This window comes from Paenibacillus sp. Paensp38 (genome assembly GCF_059491915.1).
The window spans coordinates 3,286,227-3,306,701 of the sequence record NZ_CP168516.1; the positions used below are offsets into that span (position 1 = coordinate 3,286,227).

The window sequence follows — 20,475 nt, forward strand, 5'->3', positions numbered from 1 at the left end:
ACCTTATAGTATTCATTATACTATAAATAGAAAACAAAAAAGACGTGGTTGCCCACGCCCTTTCATTTAGTCAATTTTACGATTGTGTCAAAGAAACAATTAAGAAGAAAGACTCACCGTCTCAAAAAACTGAAAACGCAATTCCTCCTCTTGGTTTTCAGGAGGCATTTCCTTGAACCAATCTTCTAATGTATCTTTTTCATTAAAAATACTTGATCTCCAAAATTTCAATCCTAATGTCGGAAAGGAATACATCCAGCCTAATTCTGGGTCTTGTCTATCATAAGGTGACAATTCATCAACTATTCTAATCAATTCTTCTGCTTTAGTATTAAATACATCAATACCATTCATCAGACAGTGAAAATCATCCTTGATATGCGAAGCAGCTTCGATAAAATTAACTCTACCATCTGAGTCATATTCAACCTTGAAAGCATAGTGAAAATAATCATCATCATGAAGCGACTTATTGAATTTATCAGTGTACGCTTGAAGGCAATTTTCTACTTCAGCTTTACTCATACCGAGCTTAATCGTTCCAATCCCTATGTTAGGTTCAATAATTATTTTTTCTACTATAACTCTCCAATTTGGGGATCTACATTTTATTTAATTGATCTATAATGCTCCGTAACTTGTCTACTGCCTGATAACAATCTGCAATTTCTTCTTTTGTATACTCGCCTAATAACTGAATAATTTCCTTATCATTTCGTGGTTTAGGAATGGTGTCGCCCGTCTCGATCAAAACTTCTAAATAGCCAGATATTGCTTCCCTAGCTTGACCAATGCTTCTTTGACTGTAGTCCCATCTGACATACACCCCTTAAGTTCGGGAACCTTTGCTACAAAATATGTGCCAACAATATCGTCAGACCATTTCTTTACAGTAATCATGTACTTGTTATCCATTGAAACCTCTCTTGTGATAAAATCATGGTTTTACTTGAAGCTTATTTACTTGAAGCGATGAGTTTTTCAGCCTTACGATCCTTTTTAATTAGTTTGCCGTTATCCCTATAATTGTCCCATGAATCCAGACTCAAGTAAGGCTCTGCTTCGATGATATCTTTTACTTTGCTGTGCTGTTGTTCTTTGAATAGCTTAATCATTTCAATTAAATCGTTGCGATCCAGTAGCTTCACTCCATTAAAACTGGCTAACTTTTCACATGAAGGAGTGTATTTGCTTGAAGTAATGACAATAGATTTCTTAGCTCTGTAAAATCGCATAGAACTATAAACTTCCTGAACTGCGCTCAAACCAACAGGATTGCTCATTGCATACCGTTTAGCCTGAATGACATTACGGTAGCCCTCTCTGTCCGTAAATACCAAATCTGTTCCAAAATCTCTACTGTCTTGTGTTTTATACGCATCACCATAGCCTAAACACTGGAACAGCCTGAACAGATACATTTCAAAGTTCTTGCCATCCTCCATACGGTCTATTTCGTTAATGCCAATTTTATAAGGGTCAATATTCTGCGTTACTTTATACGGTTCCTGAACTCTAGGCTTCTTAAATAAGCGTAGCAACACCAAAGCAATCAATACAACAACGACACACACTATCACAAATATAGACAACAATGTTCCTCCTTAGCTACTTTGGCTCTTTTTCACACTATCTTATAATACAACAGATAGGGATAATTTTCCATATATTTTGGATAAGTATAGTAAATTGTTAACAAAGAAACGTCTATTGCTAGGCGAATAGCTTCATATTCATGGGGATGACTCTTCTTGACTCCTGTATACGCATTCCTTCTTGTTTTGCCTTCCTCTTTGTAACATTTGCTTCACATAGACATGCAAAGAGCCTAGACCAATTTTTTAAGCTTATATGTTGTACATTTTATTGAACGTCATTCCAGGTTTAGTGAATCCCGAAGAAAAAAGAATAAAATTCCTGATTATAAGAAGTTTTCTTTTCCTTATACTTTTGAGAAACTGTCATAAGCCTTGATATGACTGGATTTAACGTAATGTTAATGTTAGACGCTGTGTACCTAGAGTTACAGGGGTTTTATCCATAGGGCTAACACCAAAGATTGAGTAATGATGATTACATCATTATTCCTTTTTCTTGATTTAAAACAATATAATTGACATAATATCAATAAACATCCTTACCAAAGATTTTTAAGATCGCTATATTTATAGACTTTTCCTACATTACTTTGAATGGCTTTATAGTACAAGAATTCTACTTTTCCAAAAACATTATTGGAGGCTAACAAATGAGTAAATTTGAAAAAAATCTAATTAAGTATTTGTCTTACGGTTTTTTTGTAGGAATATACTATTCCTTTATTAAAGGGCCAACAACAACGAGTACTCCGATCAATGGTATGTTTGAATTTTATACGATACCCACTTCTACTTTTATTTTCAGAACATTATCAACCTCGTTTCTACTAAGCCTCTTTGCTGGAGTGGTGTATACAATTACTTTTTTATGTATAAGAGGAAATAAATAGATTCTTTGAATAACTCCAAAGCAAAAGAAGCTGTTCAAATCGCAACGGCTCCTTTTCTTAAGTGACGGTTCGAAGCAAATATTAAGTCATTGGTAGCGCTCTTTAGCTTGCTCCAACAAAGGAGATAGTTATGAGAAAATATGGAATAGCAATTTTTATAGTAATGATATTCGCAAGCGTTTGGATGCTTAGTAGTTACACTAAAAATGATACTCAAAACAAAGTATTCGATTATCTTGTAAAAATTCAAGGGGACAAACCATCTGAAATTTGTTCAGTTAAAACTCAAATAGGTAAAGCTCCCTTAGTTAGTACACAAGTTATTTTTAAGGACGAAACCAATGCAAGGTATTTTTAAAGAGCGAGATAAAATTATTCAGTATAGCCAAGCCCCCATTAAAGGAGTAGATGATGGGGCGTATAATTATTCTTTGAAGGATTATAACGGAAATGCAATGCACAGTCACATGCTTGTCCCCCTCGAAGAGGTCACAAATGCGGTCACAAAATTCAGTCATTTATAAGATTTTAATAGAATGAATCAGTACAGATCAGAAAATTGAAAATTGCTATGAAAGCTTGTCCTGTTTGACTTTAAAGCTTAAACAGCGAAAAATTTCACTACCCTAAATTCGGTACATCTTAGACGCACCACACATGATGTAACCACGGGAGTTAGAGATCGTTAACAGCGTTGTTTTAGGCAGTTTGACCTCGACTCCGATAAATGTATGCTCACCCACTTGAATAGGTTCCATGTGTATCATGGTGATTTCACGCACCTCCTCTTTGTTCATCCGGGATATTTTATGCGGCATTTGCGGGTAAGTGTAGACATTCGTGGATACATTCAAAATATTAGGAGGGGAATGTATGTACAGCAAAATAGGCGATATCAAAAAGACCAGACGGATTTTTTCCATCTAGTCTCTGTGATCATCGTTAATAGGTCTAGGGCAATGCTCTATTCAAACTTCTTTAAGTACTGTGGGGGTACAAGATCAGCAAGCCAAACCCCATGGTTAGCTTTATAAAATTTCACTTGATTAGCTAATGCCTTTGCTGTGTCGACTTCGAGAATCACTAGTTCTCCACGTCTTTTGCCTGCTAAAATTGCAAACTCAAGGGATTCCGACAGATGTACATACTTTCTGCCCATTGGCTTAATTCCTTCATTGAAAATATTATGGATTACCTTTGTGTTTGTACCGTGATAGAGAATGGTTGGTGGAGTGGCCTCCTTATAATCCAATCTGCCTGCACTGTGCCCATAATTAGCTCTTATGTACCCATTAACAATCTCATATCTTTGTTTTGGACAATGGCTTACTACTTGCTTGATATCCGACTCGCTTACGTCAGACCATCTATTCTCTGATCTTATCCCTTGAATCAGGTCTTGAATGTCACAATAACCCTCATGGTCTAGCTCAAGACCAAACTGTTCTGGTGTATGCCTAAGAATCTTACTCATAAACCTACTGAGGCTCTCTTCTTGTTTTAGTGTTAACATTGTATACTCCTTTAATAAAATATTTGTCTATCTATAATAACCTATCCGATGATTCATAGCGCCTTGTGAAGTAAAGCCCCAAACCTCCGGTAAGGAAAAATGTAGCACCAATTAAAAAACCTCTTAGACTGTATCTGTTATAAGCCTCCAATATTTTTGCAAGTCCCCCACAATGAAAATAACCGAAAATACCTCTTATCAAATCCATGATAAAAAATTTCCGATTCTTAAATCCTTCCTATCTAATAGTTGTCCGATGAAAATAAAGATTTAGACTGGATTTGTTGGTCCTAAGCTGATTCTGAATTGCTAAATCGTCAGACTTGGAATAATAAGTTTTAGACTGACCCAAATATAAAGCCAGCGGCAGTCAAGGACCTGAAAATAAAGTCCTAGACTGCCGCTGGTTTATTGAACTAACGTTCTCTGTTAGCGTAACAAGTGGTGCTAAATTATTTCATGCGATATATCTACAACCGTTTCGGTGCTGCCGATCGGCTTACCGTCAGTAAGAAACACCGAGGCGATAAATTCTCCCTGAATCGCTAGGCTTCCAATCGCCTTAAATCGTTCTACCTCTATTGGTTTTGCCGAAATAATCGGCTGGATCAACGTCTTCCATCAGTCCCCATTCGACCATATCTGGCGTACGGGTCAGCACTTTCCGATGCGACTGTCGAGAATCCTCTCTATCGCTGGATATTCCTCGAATCTTCGTTCAATGAAATGTTGAATAACCACCCCGTAAAGGGGCGGTTTTCTTATGCTTGCATGAATGCTTCTAACGGCTCCAGAGTCGCGAACGTCTTCTTTGCATCCTTCTTCCGTTGCTCATCATAGAGTTTGGTCAACTCTTCGAATGATTTAGCTTTAATCTTCGTATAACTCGATTTGGTGTATCTGATTATGTACGTCTTTACCCCTTCCTCTTCACTCCACTCGTAAACGACATCATATTTGTCCCTCAAATTCTTTAAATGAAGTGACCGGCGCAACACTGCAAAGTGTTCTTTAATGGCTTCATCACATTCCTCCATAATCTTCTCGTATGTGCAGCCAACTCGCATCAGAATCTCCAATGCCCGTTCATCGCCGTATCTCGCGAGAAATTCCTTCAACGAAACCAGCGCATATAGCATTATTTGTTCCTTGTCATTCGGATTCCTGTATTCATAACAGCCTACAACCAAATTGCGGTCGGTCATTTCCTCCTTACTGAATTGCATATTAAACAAATACTCGAGTGTCTTTTGCTTCATAACGGTTTCCAACATCTGTTCTTTATCAATCCTGATGCCCGTTGTCACCCACGGAAACGGTAGTTGGCCGTTACTTTCACGCGGTATGCTACCCCTAAGATTCAAAATCGGCATACCCGTAGCCATTGCGTACGACCTGTTATATCCGTCGCCCGCGAATATTTCCTGTTCTTCTTGCATGTGTCCTGCCCCTCCTTTTAGTACCAAGTTCCATTCGGCGCGTAGTGCCACCAGTTGTCTGCGAAGTGAATCTCCGCTCGATTCCAGCGAATTACGATCCAAATTACCCTCCGCATTTTCCAGCAATTTCTTGGTTAAGCTATAGTTCTCCGTTCGTATTATGAGCTGTGACCTACGCTTACGGGCTTTGCCACTTCACTTCCGCTCTTCCAATCCCGCTCTGTCCATTGTCAGACAACACTTTTATTTCCATCTCTCCAGGCACTTCATGAATCTCCGTTACAATCGGTTCAGACGAACCGAGAATAAGATCCTATAGTAGACTATTGCATATCCATAAACTACCACTTTTTTGTGTTGGTCTCCTATTAGTTCATCACCGCTGCTTTTCATTAACCCTCGAAGATACTTCTGGGATAAATTGTATCAAATGAGAACCATAAGTCCATCTGATGGTTGCGTTATCCTGCCCGTTGGCTAATGCCGGCTGCCAGTCTACAACTTTATTTTTCACGGTCTAATGCTTTGTTTTTCAGTCTAACACTTTATTCTCACAGAACAATAGTCTCATTAGACTATTTTGTTCTTCACATAATTTTAAGAATGTATCATACTTCATAACATTCACGCACCTTCCGTATACTTTACCCATATCGCTAAGTTAGTAGCCTGATTGAAGACTCTCCTGTTTAAACCCGCCTCTTAATTCTTAGGTGCATGCAAATTATCTTCTTTATCAGATAAATTACTATGAAAAAAGCTTGCTCCCATTTTATTGTTAAAGGAGCAAGCTTATAAAATATTAATCATACTCAATGAACACATTGCCGTTTCCATTGACGGCTTTTTGTAACAATATAATTATATCGTTCTTAAGATCAGGAAGTACAGGTAATATATTAGTCAAACTTTTCGCTTCTTCCTCGGTCAAATATTTAATATCAAATGAATCAAACAATTGTAGGGTCTCTCTAATATTTTCCACTTCCCATGGACTTTCCTCATACCAGCCTTCGTGGGCATAATATTCACTTAGTATATTACTTTGTGCAGATTCTAGTTGAACCAAACAATCCATTAATGTATCAAAGTATCCATTCCATATCTTCAATACATAGCATTTATCTGAATTTGTATAAATCAATCTTATTTCTGGTTCTCCTTCAAATCCAGCATAGTAGGTATCATTTATTTTATCTATCTTCATCCTCTTACTCCTTCTAATGGCTGTGATTTTGAACTTGAGAGCATTTTATTCTCAGACTGCCACGTGGTGACCCGTTGGTCCGTAATTCGAGCCATTCTCTCAATGCTCAATAGGAGGTGCCTTCACTGGCTACTAACATAAAACTGGAATGGTGGGATCAGCTTACTCTTCATCTTCGTTAACCGCTTTAATCAGATTTCCATAGACTTCCTTCGTGTGAGCAGATGCATGTTCTTTAAAATGTGTAAACAACCTCATACATCTGATTGCTTGTATTCTATTATTAGATTCAGCAGACTTTTCCAAACAGCTAAACAAAAATGCGAAGCCTTCTGAAAACCTCCCCTTGCGCAAAAGATAGATCGCCAATTCCCTTGCGAAATGAGTGTATCGCTCCGTTGTGAATCGTTGAGTATACAATCCTTCAACTTTTTTCTGCTCCAGAAAGGAGATGATTTCTTCTTCGAATTGCTTTAATATATTATCTACATCAAAATGGTATCGGTTAGCTGCCTCAATCATAATATCAAGTGCGGGAAGAATCTCATCTTTTCTTGAAGAAATATAAGCTACATAATCAGAAAGAACGCTCTTATCGCCAGAAAGAAGCTTATTTAAGTACGTATTTACTACTGCCCAGTCTTCGTACTTTTTTTTCCATTTCAAAGTAGTTTCATCTGTAGCATTAACCCAACTTAAATCGGAATAAGCATAAGTGTGCTGAAGCGCTTGTTCATAGTCTTTCCTTCCTTCACATGCTTCTGCCCGAAGTAAATGCGAGAACGCCCAATACGCAAACAAAGGAAAATTGGGTTTCTTCGAATTGTCTCTATCTACATGATGCCGCTGTTGTTCAAGTTTGTATTGAATTTTTGCCTTGTCTCCCATAGCTTTAGCGAATAGTTCTACTTTATCCCATTTTCGTAACGAACGATATGTATTCGCCAAGTCTTTTAATGCCTCTAACTGATCTATCTCATCTAACCGATCAACGTAAGGCTCAAATTGAATGGCTGCATCATAGTCTTTCTCTTGATCGTCTCCAATACGAACCGTAAACAATCGATACTGGCAAACCGCTAATCGTTCTGAATACTGATATCTCTCCCCTTCTGCTACATTTTCATAAAGGAACGCCGCTGCTTCAGTATAACCTTTTTTAAAAGAATCCTCGGCTACTTCAAAAAGTGAAGGAAGATAAACAGGATTATCTAGCAACATACCTACAACTCTTCGCAAGCAATCAAGTCGCCCTAACTCCACGCAGCGGTACAAAAAAGGGCTGATTCTTCGCCAGTTGAGCGGTTCTTCCTCAATACATTCTTCAATATAACGTTCATAAAAATAATCTGGTGGTAAATTCATTCCCATAGTGATGCGATCTAGCTGGTGAACTGAAATTGATCGGTTGCCCGTCACAATGCCACTAACTGTCCCTACATTCAAATCAATCATGTGACCAAACTCGGTCATGGTTAAGCTTTTCCGTATCAGATAGGTTTGAACTTCTGCTCTAATCGTAGGTGTGATCTCCATAGATAAACCACCCTTTCAACATAAACTCGACATATAATACATAATTAAACCATGTAATGAGAAACAGTTAGTAAAAATTACTTTATCCCATCATTGTCTTTTGGAACAAAGTCATATACCCTTCGTTGTTTACAACAGCACACATTACATTTTTGCACTTTTTACATATATTCCTCAAAAGAGGATTTCCTCATTTTGCTTATATACAGCAAAACACGCAATAAAAAGGCTAGACGGATCATTCCATCTAACCACTTAATAATAGTATATTTTTAGGTTATACTGTGTCCTATACTGGAGACCTTTTTATTCTCACAATCCTCCGTGTTGTCCAGTGGGCTCATAAATAGACCCCTTGTCTTGATACTGAAGAGGGAGAACTACTACTACTAGTATAAAACTAGTAACTAAAAAAGATAGAATTACTTCACGTTTCATTATTATCCACCTCATTAATTAAATTTCTGTATGCTATCTTCGTCTCAGATGCTGCACACTCCTGATAGGACTCATACATCTTTACACACTTAATTATATACGACTTATTTTTGATTAATGTAGATTTTTCCAAACAATTTAACAAAAAAGTAAATCCATCTGCAAAATTATTTTTGTTAAAGTAGTAAACCGCTAATTCATTTGCAAAATGAACATAACGTTCTATAACTAATTGTTGATTGTACGTACCTACACACTCAGGTTTATCCAGCAAAGCTAAAATCTCCGTTTGAAATTGATTTAGAATATGATCAACATTTAGATGATATCGATTAGCAGCTTCAAGTATGTTATCTAATCCGGAAAGCAACTCTTCTTTCCTTGAAGAAAAAAATGTTACATAATCAGCCAAAACAGCAATTTCACCAGCATGAAGTTTATTTACATAAGTATTAGCTTTAGACCATTCTTTATATCTCATTTTCCACTTCAAAGTAGTTTCATCAGTTTCTTTCACCCAACTTAAGTCACCATATGTGTACGTATGCTGAAGTGCCTTCTCATAATCTTTATGGGCCTCACAAACTTCTGCACGAAGTAAATGAGAAAAAGCCCAATAAGCAAACAGAGGAAAGCTTGGTTTCTTTGCATTTTCTCTTTTGGAAGGATGCCGTTGTTGCTCCATGTTATATTGAATTTTGGCCTTGTCTCCCAAAGCTTTAGCGAATAATTCTACTTTGTCCCATTTTCGTAACGAACGGTATGTATTCGCCAGATCTTTTAATGCATCTAACTGTTCTATCTCATCTAGTCGATCAACGTATATTTCAAATTGAACGGCTGCTTCATAGTTTTTCTCTTGATTATCTCCTTGCCTTGTATGGAACAAACGGTACTGACACATAGCCAGACGTTCTGAATATTGCTTTTTCTCACTTAGAGCCACATTCTCATATAGAATAGTTGCCGCTTCGTAAAGCCCTTCTCTAAAAAGTTCTTCGGCAAGCTCAAATAAAGATTCTGAATAGCCTAACTTATCCATCAATAAATTAACAACTTCTTGTATACAGTCCAATTTATTTAATTTCGCACAATTATGTATAAAAGGACTCATTCGACGCCAATTCGGATTAGCCTCTGTTAAATACTCAGACACATACCGTTCGTAGTAATAGCCAACGGGAAGCCCCATTGCTTTTGTAATTCGATCTAACTGATCGACTGAAAGTGTGCGGTTCCCATTAATAATACTGCTCATGGTGCCCGGATTCATTTCTGCTTCTCTAGCTAAATCACTTAGGATTAAATCATGATCTTTCATATGTTTTGTTATCTCTGTGAGTATCGTGGTTGTTGTGTTGTACAAAGTAACCACCCCTTGTCAGGAACTTAGTAGGATATCAACTCATTAAAAAAGGACTATTGCAATCCAATGATTGTATAGCCTTTCCGCAATTCATTGTACCATCTTTTGGTACAATATCATATACCTTTCAGAACCTTACTTAAGATACCTTTGAAGGGTTTGTAAAGAAAATTAAGCTCTATAAATCCTGAGACATACGAATCATATCTCTACACTGTATGCCATTCTCATAAATTTTTTCTACATAGTTATGTCTGATAAAGAAATCTAGATCTACACCAACAATTCTAAACCCGCATTTTTGGTAGAGGGCTAACTGCCCAATGCTAGAGTTTCCTGTGCCCATTTCCATCGTTTTATAACCTTGTGCCCTAGCTGTTTCAATGGCATGTGTCACTAATTGTCTGCCTATTCCTTTACCATGCATATCTTCTGATACTGCTATATTCACTAACTCAACTGTTTCAGGTCTTGTAGGTAAAAGAACATAGACTCCAACAATATGATTGTCAATCTCTGCTACAAAACACTGCCCTCTTTTTAAGTATTCCTCAACAAGTTGGTGCGAAGGATCAGCTAGTAACAAAAGCTCTATTGGATATTTTTCATTTGAATTAAGTAGTCTAATATTCATATATTCTCTCCTGAATGTATTATGGCCCCCGGATTTCCCCCCTTATCGTAAGCTTTATTCCAGAAATCCGGGGGTGATGGCGATGAGATGAAGCCTTAACTCAGGTTGACCTCAATTCATACAAACCATTATGCAGTGAAAGACGGGCAGAGTATGGACCTTCAAACAAGACACTGGTATTAAATACGGCCGGAAGCCTATCATCAGGAAACCAAGGCCGTTGCTTGTCTATGACTATAAATGATCCTTCTACATTCCCTAGCGGCGCGAACTTTTGTCCAGCCCCTCCCCATGGATCAAGTTGGAACGTTTCGGTGATTATCCTAGATACTTCAGGGACATCATCGACAGGAAGACCGATCTCGCTTATACGAAGTAGAGAGTTGGGCCCGAAAGCTTCAGTGACTGCATTGTCGAGTGTATGGTGAGCGATGAACTCGACAAGGTTATGATCCGGATCATAGAAGTAAAGCGCGGTTGCATTCCAGTTTTCGAAAAAAAACTCATCTTCTTTGGGTCTTGAAATCAATGAAATTCCACGGTCGATTACCCACTGTTTTGCTTCTATGAATTTATTCGTTGGGATCGTAACCGCAATATGATAAAACTCATTTTCCATATGGGAGGATTCCTGAAAAGCAAGAACCGATTCCCCTACTTGAAACGACAGCCGCGAAGAGCTTTCCTCCACAACCTGCAAATCCAAGAGAGAGCCGTAAAAAGCTTTTATCGCTTCGAAACTATGGGTGGCTAAGAGCACTTCTTTTAATTTCAATGCATTGGTCCTCCCCACAAATAATTTTGGAACCCATTGTCCGTCTAATCCATATCAGCATTTTATCTCAGACTATATGAGGTCATTACAATGTTTGTTTATTATCCTTTAAGTCGCTTAAAAATTTGGCGTTCACATCTAACGCCGCAAATTGAAGTAGTATATCCTGTTCATCTAGAGCTTTACTTTTTGCTATTTCGAGATAAAGCTCGGGCTGGTCCCGAAACGCTCTTGCCCTCCCAATCGAGTATGCCTTCTGGAGATATTCATGAGCTAATACAGGCTTGCTCTGATGAAGAAGTGTTTCCGCCATCTGAATATAAGGTTCAGCATGTATAATGCGGTACCCTGTACCTTCCAAATCTAAAATCTCCTCATTTAAAAGCTCTACTGATCGCTGAGTATGCCCGTTATAATTGAGAATTTGAACGTATTGATGCAAGGTTACACCTGTGATGCCCCATTTATGCTTAGGCTCGGGTATTAGATCCCAAGCCTTCTGTGCTTTTTCCACAGCCAAGTTGCTATCTAATGGGAGTGTATGAGCTGCATCCTCTCCAAGCTCCCAAATCTCTTCTTCCAATTGAGCCTCCAGATCGTGGTACATTCGAATATTCATCTATTCCTCCCAATTGGATAATATAAGTTCAACACATAGAGATGTCTACTCCTCATTGCGTTTAGCGAAAGCGCTTGATTAAGGATATCACTCCCCAGATGAGCAACGCCAAGATCCCGCTAACGATTACGAATGTCATTAAGATCGAAGTCCATACGATATGCAATCAACATCACCCCATGCATCATTTTATGGTCATCTTGTAGAGTACTCTTCTAATGTCTCTCCATATTTTAACGCACGTTGGCTTCCGCTGCATTCGAATTGAATATTTTTATTTTTATGATAATGGATAAAAAAGCTAGTAATGCAAACATCAGCCCGCTCCAGATGAGCTGGTGTATTCCCAAGTGAGAGATAAACCACCCGCCCGTAGCAGCCCCTATCGTAATACCTAGATTAGAAAATGAGACAAACAGGCTGTTACCAAACTCTGGAGCTTCTTTCGCTTCCGTGGTTAACCATGTTTGACTAATAATAAGCCCCCCAGAATGCACGGCCCCCCAAGTGAGCACAACCACAAACATCGGTAGGAAAGAAGCACCCAGAGCATAGGTGAATACGTAAATGACCGTATATAGCAATGGGAACATAATTACGGTCTTGGTCAGATTTTTATGTAATAATCCCCCGAATAAAAAATTCCCAAAAATCATGACGATTCCAAAGACCATCAACATCATACTGATCCATGACCCGTTCATCAGAGTTACTTCTCCAAGATATTTGGCAAAATAGCTATACACCGAAAACATAGCTGCAAAGATAAAAATAACAGTCACAATGTTGAACCACAATTGAGGTTTACGTAATATACCAAGCTGTTTGCCATAAGACATCTTTTCCTGAACTGGCAGGGAAGGAAGCCATACGAGTATTCCCACAAATGCAATCATGCTTACGACAGCTCCAAATAAGAAGGCAGCTTCTAACGATATCTTTTCAGCAAGATAGGAAGTCAAAGGCACGCCAAACGCAAATCCTACCGTAATTCCAGCGAAAACCTTGGTGACGGCTTTACTACTCTTTTCAGGGGGGACCAGATGAGCTGCAGTCACGAGGGCGACCGAAAAAAAGACAGGATGAAAAATAGCGGGAAGAACACGAAAAATGAGCATGACCTCAAAATGAGTGGTATAGGCATAGACAATATTGGAAATGACAAAACTGAATACAGCGATTAATAGAATGATTTTACGATTCATACCAGAAACGAGTAAGGTCAAAAATGGACCTGAAAGGGCAACAACGAAAGAAAAAATACTGACGAGCCAACCAGCCTGGGCAGCTGATACATTGAATTTTTGGGTTACTTGAGGGAGAACGCCTATAATTCCCATTTCCGTTGTAATAATGCCGAATACGCCTAAAGCCAGAATGATAATAAGTAACGGGTTAACCTTTTTCATTTTAAGTATAAGCCTCCAAATTAATTATATATATAGATTTGTAGATATATTACGTGAAAAAAAACCTCTTTTCTATTTATAGTTCCTTTTGAACGTACTCGGCAAATTCCCGGATTGTTTTTTCATTCCGACGATAGTACGTCCACTTCCCAATACGCTCAGACTCTAACAAACCGGATTTTTGCATCGTTAATAAATAACTTGAAATCACAGACTGCGCAAGTCCCGCTTTAGCCTGAATATCTCCCACACATACACCAATTTGAAAATTAAGCCCTTGCTTCAGATAAGCCTGTTCATCAAAAAACTCTTCTGGTTTTTTTAACCACAGCATAATTAGACGACGAGTTTCGTTTGACAATGCTTTATAAATCAATGACGGTTCCATATAAAACATTATATCTATTTTATTAGATTTGTAAATATAAAGTCCAATGATTACGTAGAAAAATAAATAATAAAGGCTGCTTTCCCACGGGAAATCCGTTGGGAAACAGCCTGTTCAAGTACATATTCAACTACACTGACTTACTCTTATTGGAGCGATACATCAAGTACAGGAAATACGGTGCACCGATCAGTGCGATCAGTAATCCGGAAGGAATTTCAGTCGGCGCAAGCACTGTCCGTCCAATCGTATCAGCCAGCACCAGCATTACCGCTCCCAAGATGCTAGACAGAACGATAGAGCGACGTACATGGTGCCCAATCAACGTACGCACGATATGCGGAGCAATCAGCCCGATGAAGCCAACTGTACCTACACAGGCTACCGCTCCGCCCGCCAGCAGCACCCCCACTGCCATCGCCAGCAACCGGGTGCGGCGCACCGGAAGTCCCAGTCCCATAGCGCTGCTGTCGTCAAACACCAAAAGATCGAAGCGGCGAGCTAGCCACCAGGCTATTGGCAACAACACGAGCAGAAAAGCCAAAATCGTCGCCACCTGCCCCCAGTTTCGAGCGTAGGTACTACCCGTCAGCCAAATATAGCCTGTGCTGCCCCAAAGCGAACCTTGGATAATCAGTATCTGAATGCCAGCTGCTCCGATCGCTGATACAGCAATCCCAAGTAGGATGACCACAGACGGGTTTAGGTGCTTGTTCCATGATAAAAAGAAGATCACCGCCGCCGACACCGTCGCTCCGGCAATCGCCGCGATAGGCAGCATATAAACAGGCAGCCCAGGCCAAACGATAATCACTGCAAGCGCGCCAAAGCCAGCCCCTGAAGAAACACCAATGATCGAGGCATCCGCTAAGGGATTACGAACGGCTAATTGAATCAAGACACCGCTGACCGCAAGCGCGATACCAGCCCCGGCTGCCACCAGCGTGCGCGGAATTCTAAACTGCAACAGGGCCGAATTTGCGTTCTCACCGCCAAACAGGCCAGACAGCAAATCGCCAACCGGAATTCGCATCCCTCCAAACATCAGGCTGAATACGGTCAACAGCACGGCACCGCACCCAAGCAACGTGACCAGCCTGCCATAGGGTAATTTCCGAGAGCGCACACCTATGTTCATTGAAGATTGTCCATTAATCCCAGAAGGCAGCTTCATCTTCCACAGAATCAACCAAATTAGCCAAGGAGCCCCAATCAAGGCCATCATTGCTCCGGTCGGCAGATCCATGCTTGATTGGTGGACCATCTTCGCCAGCACGTCAGCACCTGTCAACAGTAATGCTCCCCACAGAAAGGAACCAGGCAGCACCCAGCGATGCATTTTTAGGCCGCTTAAGCGCACCAAATGTGGAGCTACCAAACCCACAAAACCAATAGGTCCAATGACGCTGACTGTAATGGTCGACAGCAGGACAGCTAATACAATACCCACCGCCCGGGTCAAACTAACCTTTTGTCCAAGTGACGTGGATGTGGACTCATCCAGATCGAGGACATCAAATTGTCTTGACAGCAGAAAGGCAATGACCGAGAGTCCTACGACCCAGGGCCAGGCGTAAGTCGTCCCGCTCCAGTCGTTTTGCACAAGCGAGCCAGAACCCCAGAGAAATAGTCCCTGCGTTTCAAATGAATAAAAGATATGCAAAGCTCCGGTAAACGAACCGAGAACCATGGATACAATCAAGCCGGCAAGCGCCAACCGAATCGGACTTCCCGCTCGTCCCCCGCCCATGAAGTAAGCGAGTACCGCTGCCAGCAGGCCGCCGACAGCGGCAAATAGAAACGGCGCCTGATGCAGCAGTCCGGGAAACATCACCGCGCCAAGGACAACCACAAAGTAGGCACCAGCGTTAATACCTAGTGTATCAGAAGCCGCCAGCGGGTTTTTGGTGATGGCCTGGAGCAAAGCACCAGCGATGGCAAGCGCACCACCAGCCAGGATTCCGATGACCGTACGCGGCATCCGGAGATCCCACACCATGTTATGTTCAAGCGTATTCTGACGCTGGGTCAACGCCTCAATTACTGTATGCAGCGGGATTGAAGCCTCTCCATAACACAAGCTTACAAAAAAAAGCACGATGAGGACGATCAATCCGCCCCCAAAGATGCTTCCTACACGCCAAGTTTTCGATAAACCCGTTGTGTCTGTTCGGGTCATTTCGTCAGGGCTCCGACTACCTGATCAACCAGTACTTTGGATGAGATTGGGCCGCCGAACGTCCATGTTGTGCCGTCCAGTGGGTAGGTCCGTTTTTCTTTGACAAAGTTTAGTCCGTTCCATACCGAGTTGTTCTTCATCGCGGCTCCAAATACATCGTCCGTCTTTTGCGTAATATAGATAAAATTGCTGTCCTGCACAGCTGGAAGAGCTTCAATGCCAACGGTGCTAAACCCATATTTCTCGGTCTTGTCCGACTTCCAGTCGTTCACCATGCCAATTTTCGCGAGCGTTCCCACTACAACCGAATTTTCCTTGAACATTCGCAGACTGGCAGCATTTTGAGCTGTGAAGGCCTGTGTCAGCGCATAGTGAAAGTCTGCTTTGCCCGCTTTCTCTAATGTAGCCTTTGCCTCTACGTAGTGCTGGTCAAGTTCGCTTAGGACCTTATCAGCCTGTTCCGTTTTTCCGGTAGCCACAGCGACTTGCTTGAAAATTTCGACCATACGGTCGTAATCATAGCCGTTCCCCTTGTAAGGATCGAATTCTATTGTCGGTGCTATCCCCTTAAGCTGTGCATAGATCGCTGCATTGTTATCGGCGTTGGAGATAATAAGATCCGGCTTAAGCGCCGCAATCGCTTCTAGATTCGGTTCGCCCCGTGTGCCGATATCAGTTACGGTATCAGCCAGCTTCGCCTCCGGTGTTACCCACAGCTTGTAGTTTTCATTGTCCGCATTACCGACAGGCTGTACGCCAAGTGCAATGAGGTCCTCGGTAAACGTCCATTCGAGTACAACTACACGTTCCGCTGGCTTGTCCAGCTTGACTTCCCCATGGTCATCCTTAACCGTAACCGGACCAGCCGTTGTGGATGTCTGCTCAGACCCTGCAGTACCTTCCGTCTTCGAGCTATCCCCAGCCGCACCGCAGCCCGCCAATACAATAGTAAAAACTACAAATAATAATAGGCTATTCAACATCTTTTTCATTTCTCTCAATCACCCCTGTATGTATATTGCATTGGAAAATGATAATCATTATCAGTAAAAGATTATAGGGCTTAGTGACTTTTGTCAATACAGATAAATCTAAAATTGAATCGCAAACAGGTTCCGTATATGATAGCTTTATCATTGTTTAAGGGAGGCTTCATTTACGTGGCGGTATTAATCAACGAGCAAATTAAAGCTGACGAAGTGGTACTCACTGGACTCGCAGGGGAGAAGCTCGGCGTTGTATCCAAGTCAGAAGCCTTGGCTATGGCCCGATCCAAAGGGGTGGACCTGGTCTGCACCTCATTGATGAGCAGTCCACCACCCTGTAGCTTGGTCGCGAAGGGTAAAGGAAAAGCGCTGGCGCAAAAAGAAGCCGCAGCAAGCAAAAATGTCGGCCGAGCCGCAAAAAACAGCGGCAAAGAAAAGATCAAGGAGCTTCGCTTCACTGCTCATATTGAGGAACATGATTACGACACGAAGCTGCGTCAGGCAGACAAACATCTGCGTTCCGGCAAACCGGTGCAGCTGGTCGTTAAAGCGTCTGGTGCAAAAGAAGCGCCTGTCGCCAAAGCGGTACTAGAGCGGCTACTAATCGATTTGAAGGAAGCCGGAGTGAAGGATACTGGAATCCAGACGGGCGGCAAGGGCTCACAAGTGAAATTAAACCCTCGCTGAATGGCGAATCAGTAAATTGGACCAGTCACTTAGACCGTAGGAAACAGAGGGCCCATTCGGCCCTCTGTTATAAATTCCTTGGTTACAGGGTATGATTCAGGCTCTTTCTTGTCATAGCTACTTTGCACCAAGGGAGCATACCAAAAACGCTTCTCATCCATCAACCTCGATACATACCCGCTTGCTTATTTCAGGATGACGCCGTTCGTTCCCGTTTGCGGTATGACAAACGACCAATCGGCATCCTTGTACAAATGGTTGACGACCTTTCGTTTTAGCGTGAGCTGTTTCGGCATTTGATTTAGCCCATCAACGAAATATCCGGCATCCTCCTGCAGCTCGATTACACCTGAACGATCTGTTGTGTAGCCTCCGCCAAAAAACATCGAATACTCCTTATTATTTTCGTCAACGGCAACCCAAATGTCTTGCGTGAAGTTAGGACTACTGAAGATACCGCCTATCGGAATGGTCGCATACATTTTGCCCGAATTAGAACTGTTGGAACGAAGTTTGAGCCCCTTGAACAGATAAGCATCACCCGAGTCTTCGAATTTAACGGGATGCACAGCTGAAGTTTGAGCCGGGTCGAGCACGACCGACGCCTCGCTTCTCTCTCGAATTATATAGCCGTCCAATACGAATCGAATTTGCTGCTTATCATAGGCAAAATCATTAAACTGGTAGAACCAGTGCGTCTTGCCACTCCAACGGTCCAATCCAGATCGACGTCCGAATTCAGGGTCTCTGTTATCCCCAAGCCATTTCCCGTGTGCATCTTCCAGATGATACTTAAGCTCGTGGAACCCGCTTTGTCCGTTCAGCGCTCGGTCTGCGGCTTCTGGGGTCAACTCTGTAGTATATTCCAATGATCCGCCGCTCGGCGTCCGGGTAGCTCCCTGCATGTGAATACGTAAGCCGCTTGGCGTCTCATACGTTTTATCAATCGGAGTCAGCAACGTTTGCGCTTTGGCTTTGGTTAGATCTGCCTCCACATCCAGTCTCCAATCTCCTTTTACCGTTTTAATAGGAGCTTCCACATTAAGTTTGTCCGCATACAGCCTCAATTCACGGATATGTGCACTAAGCTGCAGCTTGTCGGTCAGTACCGGCCGCATAAAGTCGAACTCAATCCTACTAATATTCTCGTTGCCCCCTGTGCTTACTTCAAAAGGAACAGCGCCAACATCACCTCTCTGGTTATCAAAGAGGCTGAAATCGACATCTTGAATACTAAAATCCCCGGTTACAGCATTTCCTTCAACATCGAAAACTTCGATTCCGATAATCATTCTAGTCGAATCGGCGATAAGTTCGTTGACTTTCAGAGTGTAACCCTGATCTTTAGCACTGGCACCCGAAATCTGTACCAGTCCTGCTTCACGGACCTTCTTCATGCCATTATCCACATAGCTGTCTTTCGCAAACAGCGACCTCACCATATCTGCAAGAGTCGGCTGCGTATACAGCAGTGTGCTAACCACAAATACAACGACGGCGACCACCAAACTCCATACTTTAAACTGTGAAGTGCGTCTGGCAGCGCGGTAATGTTTCACCTGGGCGACGATGGACGTGTCATCGTACGCGGCTGCGTTCTGTTGCCGATTCCTGTATTCAGTCGGTCCCGTCAAGATCTGTGCCTCCGTTTCCGCTGGTTGCTCGCTCGGAGAGTATCTGGATACATCATGATCGCTCGCGTCGGCTCTGTCAGCTGGTTCGATCTCGATTCCTTCCAGCGCCAGCATCACCTGGTCGGTAAACTCATTAGATAGCCTTTCGTGAAACAACAAAATTTCCCAGTTTCTGTCTTCTATCGTCGATTTGCCGTCCTCTGTTTCAAGATTGGCTTTTTTCGTTGTTGTACGATCCCAGACTCTCATAACGTTGCCCCTCCTTGGCTTCTACGGTTTTGCGCAGACTGATTTTAGCACGGTGGACGGCGTTGTTAACCTGCCGAACCGACATGCCAGTAATACCAGCGATCTCCTTGTGACTCAGTTGGTTGGTGTAGCGCAGAATCAACACAAGTCGATAATGCTCGGGCAGCGTCTCTAACAAGCAATCCAATTCGAAACGCAGTTCCTTTTGCAGCAACTTCGATTCAGGTGTTTCACGTTCATATGTATCTTCCTGTGTCAGAGACTTTGGATCTTTTCGGCGTCCACGGTCCTTCTGCAAATTGACAGCAATTGTATACATCCAACCGGCAAAACTCTGCGTCGGGTTATGCGCTCCCAGTTTACGATAGGCTTTAAGTAGTGTCTCCTGAGTCAGATCCTGAGCATCCGCTTCGGAAGACCCCATCTTGCGGAACAATCCGTAAAGCTTATTCTGATAGCGCCGGACAATGCCCGCGTACGCTTGTTTATTGCCTTTTAGTACAGCTTCAATAATTGAATGATCGTCTGTCAGCTCCACGCGTTCCCCTCCTTTTAGGTCTGGCTTTTGTTTGTCTTGCTTCTAAGACTCCTAATCTGCATTTTTTCTCTCACTCGATCCATATAAAAAAGACCTTGAGTTTTTGTTGCCCTCGAGGTCTGAACATATGACTCATTCCTCTATGCCTAGTTCAGCTATGAGAAGATCAGCCTGTCCCGTTTTCATCTGTTTCTTTCTGGGCTAGTCCCATCCAAGTGCTATAGCGTAGGGCACAAGTATTGGGTTTACGAAGATTGATTCGAGAAAAGAAAATTATTGACCATAATTTTTCTAGTTCCCTTAAAAAATAACTTCTTCAGATCATCGCTTTACTCATAAAATATATGCATTAAACTTGCCGCTATTTTCCACAGCTCTCCAGCAACAATT

20 protein-coding genes and 1 pseudogene are annotated in these 20,475 nt (G+C 41.8%); 2 read left to right on the top strand and 19 right to left on the bottom strand.

Translation table 11 applies throughout. The annotated features are described in order from the left end of the window. Positions 1 to 99: 99 nt before the first annotated feature. From ACEN8J_RS14345 to ACEN8J_RS14355, 3 genes are all read right to left on the bottom strand, one after another. Positions 100 to 525, bottom strand: a complete 426-nt coding sequence (locus tag ACEN8J_RS14345) for a hypothetical protein (RefSeq protein WP_495593606.1) — start codon at positions 523 to 525, stop codon at positions 100 to 102. 231 nt (positions 526 to 756) lie between these two features. Then, the gene (locus ACEN8J_RS14350) at positions 757 to 915 is read right to left on the bottom strand and encodes a type II toxin-antitoxin system HicB family antitoxin (protein ID WP_495593607.1); all 159 of its coding nucleotides are present in this window, start codon (positions 913 to 915) and stop codon (positions 757 to 759) included. Between the two features lie 41 nt (positions 916 to 956). Beyond that, the gene (locus ACEN8J_RS14355) at positions 957 to 1,592 is read right to left on the bottom strand and encodes a restriction endonuclease (protein ID WP_495593608.1); all 636 of its coding nucleotides are present in this window, start codon (positions 1,590 to 1,592) and stop codon (positions 957 to 959) included. A gap of 1,026 nt (positions 1,593 to 2,618) precedes the next feature. Between ACEN8J_RS14355 and ACEN8J_RS14360 the strand changes: the two genes are divergently transcribed. Continuing rightward, positions 2,619 to 2,846 carry a DUF3139 domain-containing protein gene (locus tag ACEN8J_RS14360; protein WP_495593609.1) on the top strand — a complete coding sequence of 76 codons (228 nt, stop codon included), beginning with the start codon at positions 2,619 to 2,621 and terminating at the stop codon, positions 2,844 to 2,846. A gap of 289 nt (positions 2,847 to 3,135) precedes the next feature. Here ACEN8J_RS14360 and ACEN8J_RS14365 read toward each other — a convergent pair. The 14 genes and pseudogenes from ACEN8J_RS14365 to ACEN8J_RS14430 all read right to left on the bottom strand — a co-directional run. Further along, positions 3,136 to 3,255: pseudogene (locus ACEN8J_RS14365) on the bottom strand (YunC family protein); the annotation flags it as partial. A gap of 197 nt (positions 3,256 to 3,452) precedes the next feature. After that, positions 3,453 to 4,001, bottom strand: coding sequence for an RNA 2'-phosphotransferase (locus ACEN8J_RS14370; protein ID WP_495593610.1), 549 nt, complete (start codon positions 3,999 to 4,001; stop codon positions 3,453 to 3,455). A 447-nt stretch (positions 4,002 to 4,448) separates the two neighbouring features. After that, on the bottom strand, positions 4,449 to 4,613 hold the full coding sequence (locus tag ACEN8J_RS14375; RefSeq protein WP_155271686.1) for a hypothetical protein: 165 nt from the start codon (positions 4,611 to 4,613) through the stop codon (positions 4,449 to 4,451). A gap of 149 nt (positions 4,614 to 4,762) precedes the next feature. Next, a complete protein-coding gene (locus ACEN8J_RS14380) occupies positions 4,763 to 5,542 on the bottom strand; it encodes a hypothetical protein (protein ID WP_230584964.1) in 780 nt (259 codons plus the stop codon). Positions 5,543 to 6,242: 700 nt separating this feature from the next. Further along, positions 6,243 to 6,647 (bottom strand): hypothetical protein, encoded by a 405-nt coding sequence (locus ACEN8J_RS14385; protein ID WP_165145170.1) that lies wholly within the window; start codon positions 6,645 to 6,647, stop codon positions 6,243 to 6,245. Positions 6,648 to 6,809: 162 nt separating this feature from the next. After that, positions 6,810 to 8,183 carry a transcriptional regulator gene (locus ACEN8J_RS14390; RefSeq protein WP_495593611.1) on the bottom strand — a complete coding sequence of 458 codons (1,374 nt, stop codon included), beginning with the start codon at positions 8,181 to 8,183 and terminating at the stop codon, positions 6,810 to 6,812. Between the two features lie 427 nt (positions 8,184 to 8,610). Continuing rightward, a complete protein-coding gene (locus ACEN8J_RS14395) occupies positions 8,611 to 9,942 on the bottom strand; it encodes a helix-turn-helix domain-containing protein (RefSeq protein WP_340884897.1) in 1,332 nt (443 codons plus the stop codon). Between the two features lie 223 nt (positions 9,943 to 10,165). After that, entirely contained in the window at positions 10,166 to 10,621 is a 456-nt protein-coding gene (locus ACEN8J_RS14400) for a GNAT family N-acetyltransferase (protein ID WP_495593612.1), read from the bottom strand. A gap of 100 nt (positions 10,622 to 10,721) precedes the next feature. Further along, positions 10,722 to 11,396 carry a VOC family protein gene (locus tag ACEN8J_RS14405; protein ID WP_495593613.1) on the bottom strand — a complete coding sequence of 225 codons (675 nt, stop codon included), beginning with the start codon at positions 11,394 to 11,396 and terminating at the stop codon, positions 10,722 to 10,724. 85 nt (positions 11,397 to 11,481) lie between these two features. After that, positions 11,482 to 12,015, bottom strand: a complete 534-nt coding sequence (locus ACEN8J_RS14410) for a hypothetical protein (RefSeq protein WP_318626801.1) — start codon at positions 12,013 to 12,015, stop codon at positions 11,482 to 11,484. Positions 12,016 to 12,248: 233 nt separating this feature from the next. Beyond that, on the bottom strand, positions 12,249 to 13,424 hold the full coding sequence (locus ACEN8J_RS14415) for an MFS transporter (RefSeq protein WP_495593614.1): 1,176 nt from the start codon (positions 13,422 to 13,424) through the stop codon (positions 12,249 to 12,251). 76 nt (positions 13,425 to 13,500) lie between these two features. After that, entirely contained in the window at positions 13,501 to 13,812 is a 312-nt protein-coding gene (locus ACEN8J_RS14420) for an ArsR/SmtB family transcription factor (RefSeq protein ID WP_023987858.1), read from the bottom strand. A 130-nt stretch (positions 13,813 to 13,942) separates the two neighbouring features. Further along, positions 13,943 to 15,991, bottom strand: a complete 2,049-nt coding sequence (locus tag ACEN8J_RS14425; protein ID WP_495593615.1) for an iron ABC transporter permease — start codon at positions 15,989 to 15,991, stop codon at positions 13,943 to 13,945. Continuing rightward, positions 15,988 to 16,983 (bottom strand): ABC transporter substrate-binding protein, encoded by a 996-nt coding sequence (locus ACEN8J_RS14430; protein ID WP_029516556.1) that lies wholly within the window; start codon positions 16,981 to 16,983, stop codon positions 15,988 to 15,990. The genes ACEN8J_RS14425 and ACEN8J_RS14430 overlap by 4 nt, the downstream gene beginning before the upstream one ends. 168 nt (positions 16,984 to 17,151) lie before the next feature. Between ACEN8J_RS14430 and infC the strand changes: the two genes are divergently transcribed. Continuing rightward, entirely contained in the window at positions 17,152 to 17,664 is a 513-nt protein-coding gene (infC, locus tag ACEN8J_RS14435) for a translation initiation factor IF-3 (protein WP_029516555.1), read from the top strand. Between the two features lie 185 nt (positions 17,665 to 17,849). Here the strand turns inward: infC and ACEN8J_RS14440 are convergent, their stop codons facing one another. Together ACEN8J_RS14440 and ACEN8J_RS14445 are read right to left on the bottom strand one after the other, a co-directional pair. After that, positions 17,850 to 19,547 carry a DUF4179 domain-containing protein gene (locus tag ACEN8J_RS14440; RefSeq protein WP_029516554.1) on the bottom strand — a complete coding sequence of 566 codons (1,698 nt, stop codon included), beginning with the start codon at positions 19,545 to 19,547 and terminating at the stop codon, positions 17,850 to 17,852. Beyond that, on the bottom strand, positions 19,504 to 20,085 hold the full coding sequence (locus ACEN8J_RS14445; RefSeq protein WP_238794812.1) for an RNA polymerase sigma factor: 582 nt from the start codon (positions 20,083 to 20,085) through the stop codon (positions 19,504 to 19,506). Before ACEN8J_RS14445 ends, ACEN8J_RS14440 begins: the two co-directional genes overlap by 44 nt. Positions 20,086 to 20,475: the final 390 nt, after the last annotated feature.

Excerpts from the sequence above, each read along its gene's own strand:
- ACEN8J_RS14345 (WP_495593606.1), bottom strand. The coding sequence starts at position 525 with ATGAGTAAAGCTGAAGTAGAAAATTGCCTTCAAGCGTACACTGATAAA.
- ACEN8J_RS14350 (WP_495593607.1), bottom strand. The coding sequence starts at position 915 with ATGGATAACAAGTACATGATTACTGTAAAGAAATGGTCTGACGATATT.
- ACEN8J_RS14360 (WP_495593609.1), top strand. The coding sequence starts at position 2,619 with ATGAGAAAATATGGAATAGCAATTTTTATAGTAATGATATTCGCAAGC.
- ACEN8J_RS14370 (WP_495593610.1), bottom strand. The coding sequence starts at position 4,001 with ATGTTAACACTAAAACAAGAAGAGAGCCTCAGTAGGTTTATGAGTAAG.
- ACEN8J_RS14385 (WP_165145170.1), bottom strand. The coding sequence starts at position 6,647 with ATGAAGATAGATAAAATAAATGATACCTACTATGCTGGATTTGAAGGA.
- ACEN8J_RS14390 (WP_495593611.1), bottom strand. The coding sequence starts at position 8,183 with ATGGAGATCACACCTACGATTAGAGCAGAAGTTCAAACCTATCTGATA.
- ACEN8J_RS14395 (WP_340884897.1), bottom strand. The coding sequence starts at position 9,942 with ATGAAAGATCATGATTTAATCCTAAGTGATTTAGCTAGAGAAGCAGAA.
- ACEN8J_RS14400 (WP_495593612.1), bottom strand. The coding sequence starts at position 10,621 with ATGAATATTAGACTACTTAATTCAAATGAAAAATATCCAATAGAGCTT.
- ACEN8J_RS14410 (WP_318626801.1), bottom strand. The coding sequence starts at position 12,015 with ATGAATATTCGAATGTACCACGATCTGGAGGCTCAATTGGAAGAAGAG.
- ACEN8J_RS14415 (WP_495593614.1), bottom strand. The coding sequence starts at position 13,424 with ATGAAAAAGGTTAACCCGTTACTTATTATCATTCTGGCTTTAGGCGTA.
- ACEN8J_RS14420 (WP_023987858.1), bottom strand. The coding sequence starts at position 13,812 with ATGGAACCGTCATTGATTTATAAAGCATTGTCAAACGAAACTCGTCGT.
- ACEN8J_RS14425 (WP_495593615.1), bottom strand. The coding sequence starts at position 15,991 with ATGACCCGAACAGACACAACGGGTTTATCGAAAACTTGGCGTGTAGGA.
- ACEN8J_RS14430 (WP_029516556.1), bottom strand. The coding sequence starts at position 16,983 with ATGAAAAAGATGTTGAATAGCCTATTATTATTTGTAGTTTTTACTATT.
- ACEN8J_RS14440 (WP_029516554.1), bottom strand. The coding sequence starts at position 19,547 with ATGAGAGTCTGGGATCGTACAACAACGAAAAAAGCCAATCTTGAAACA.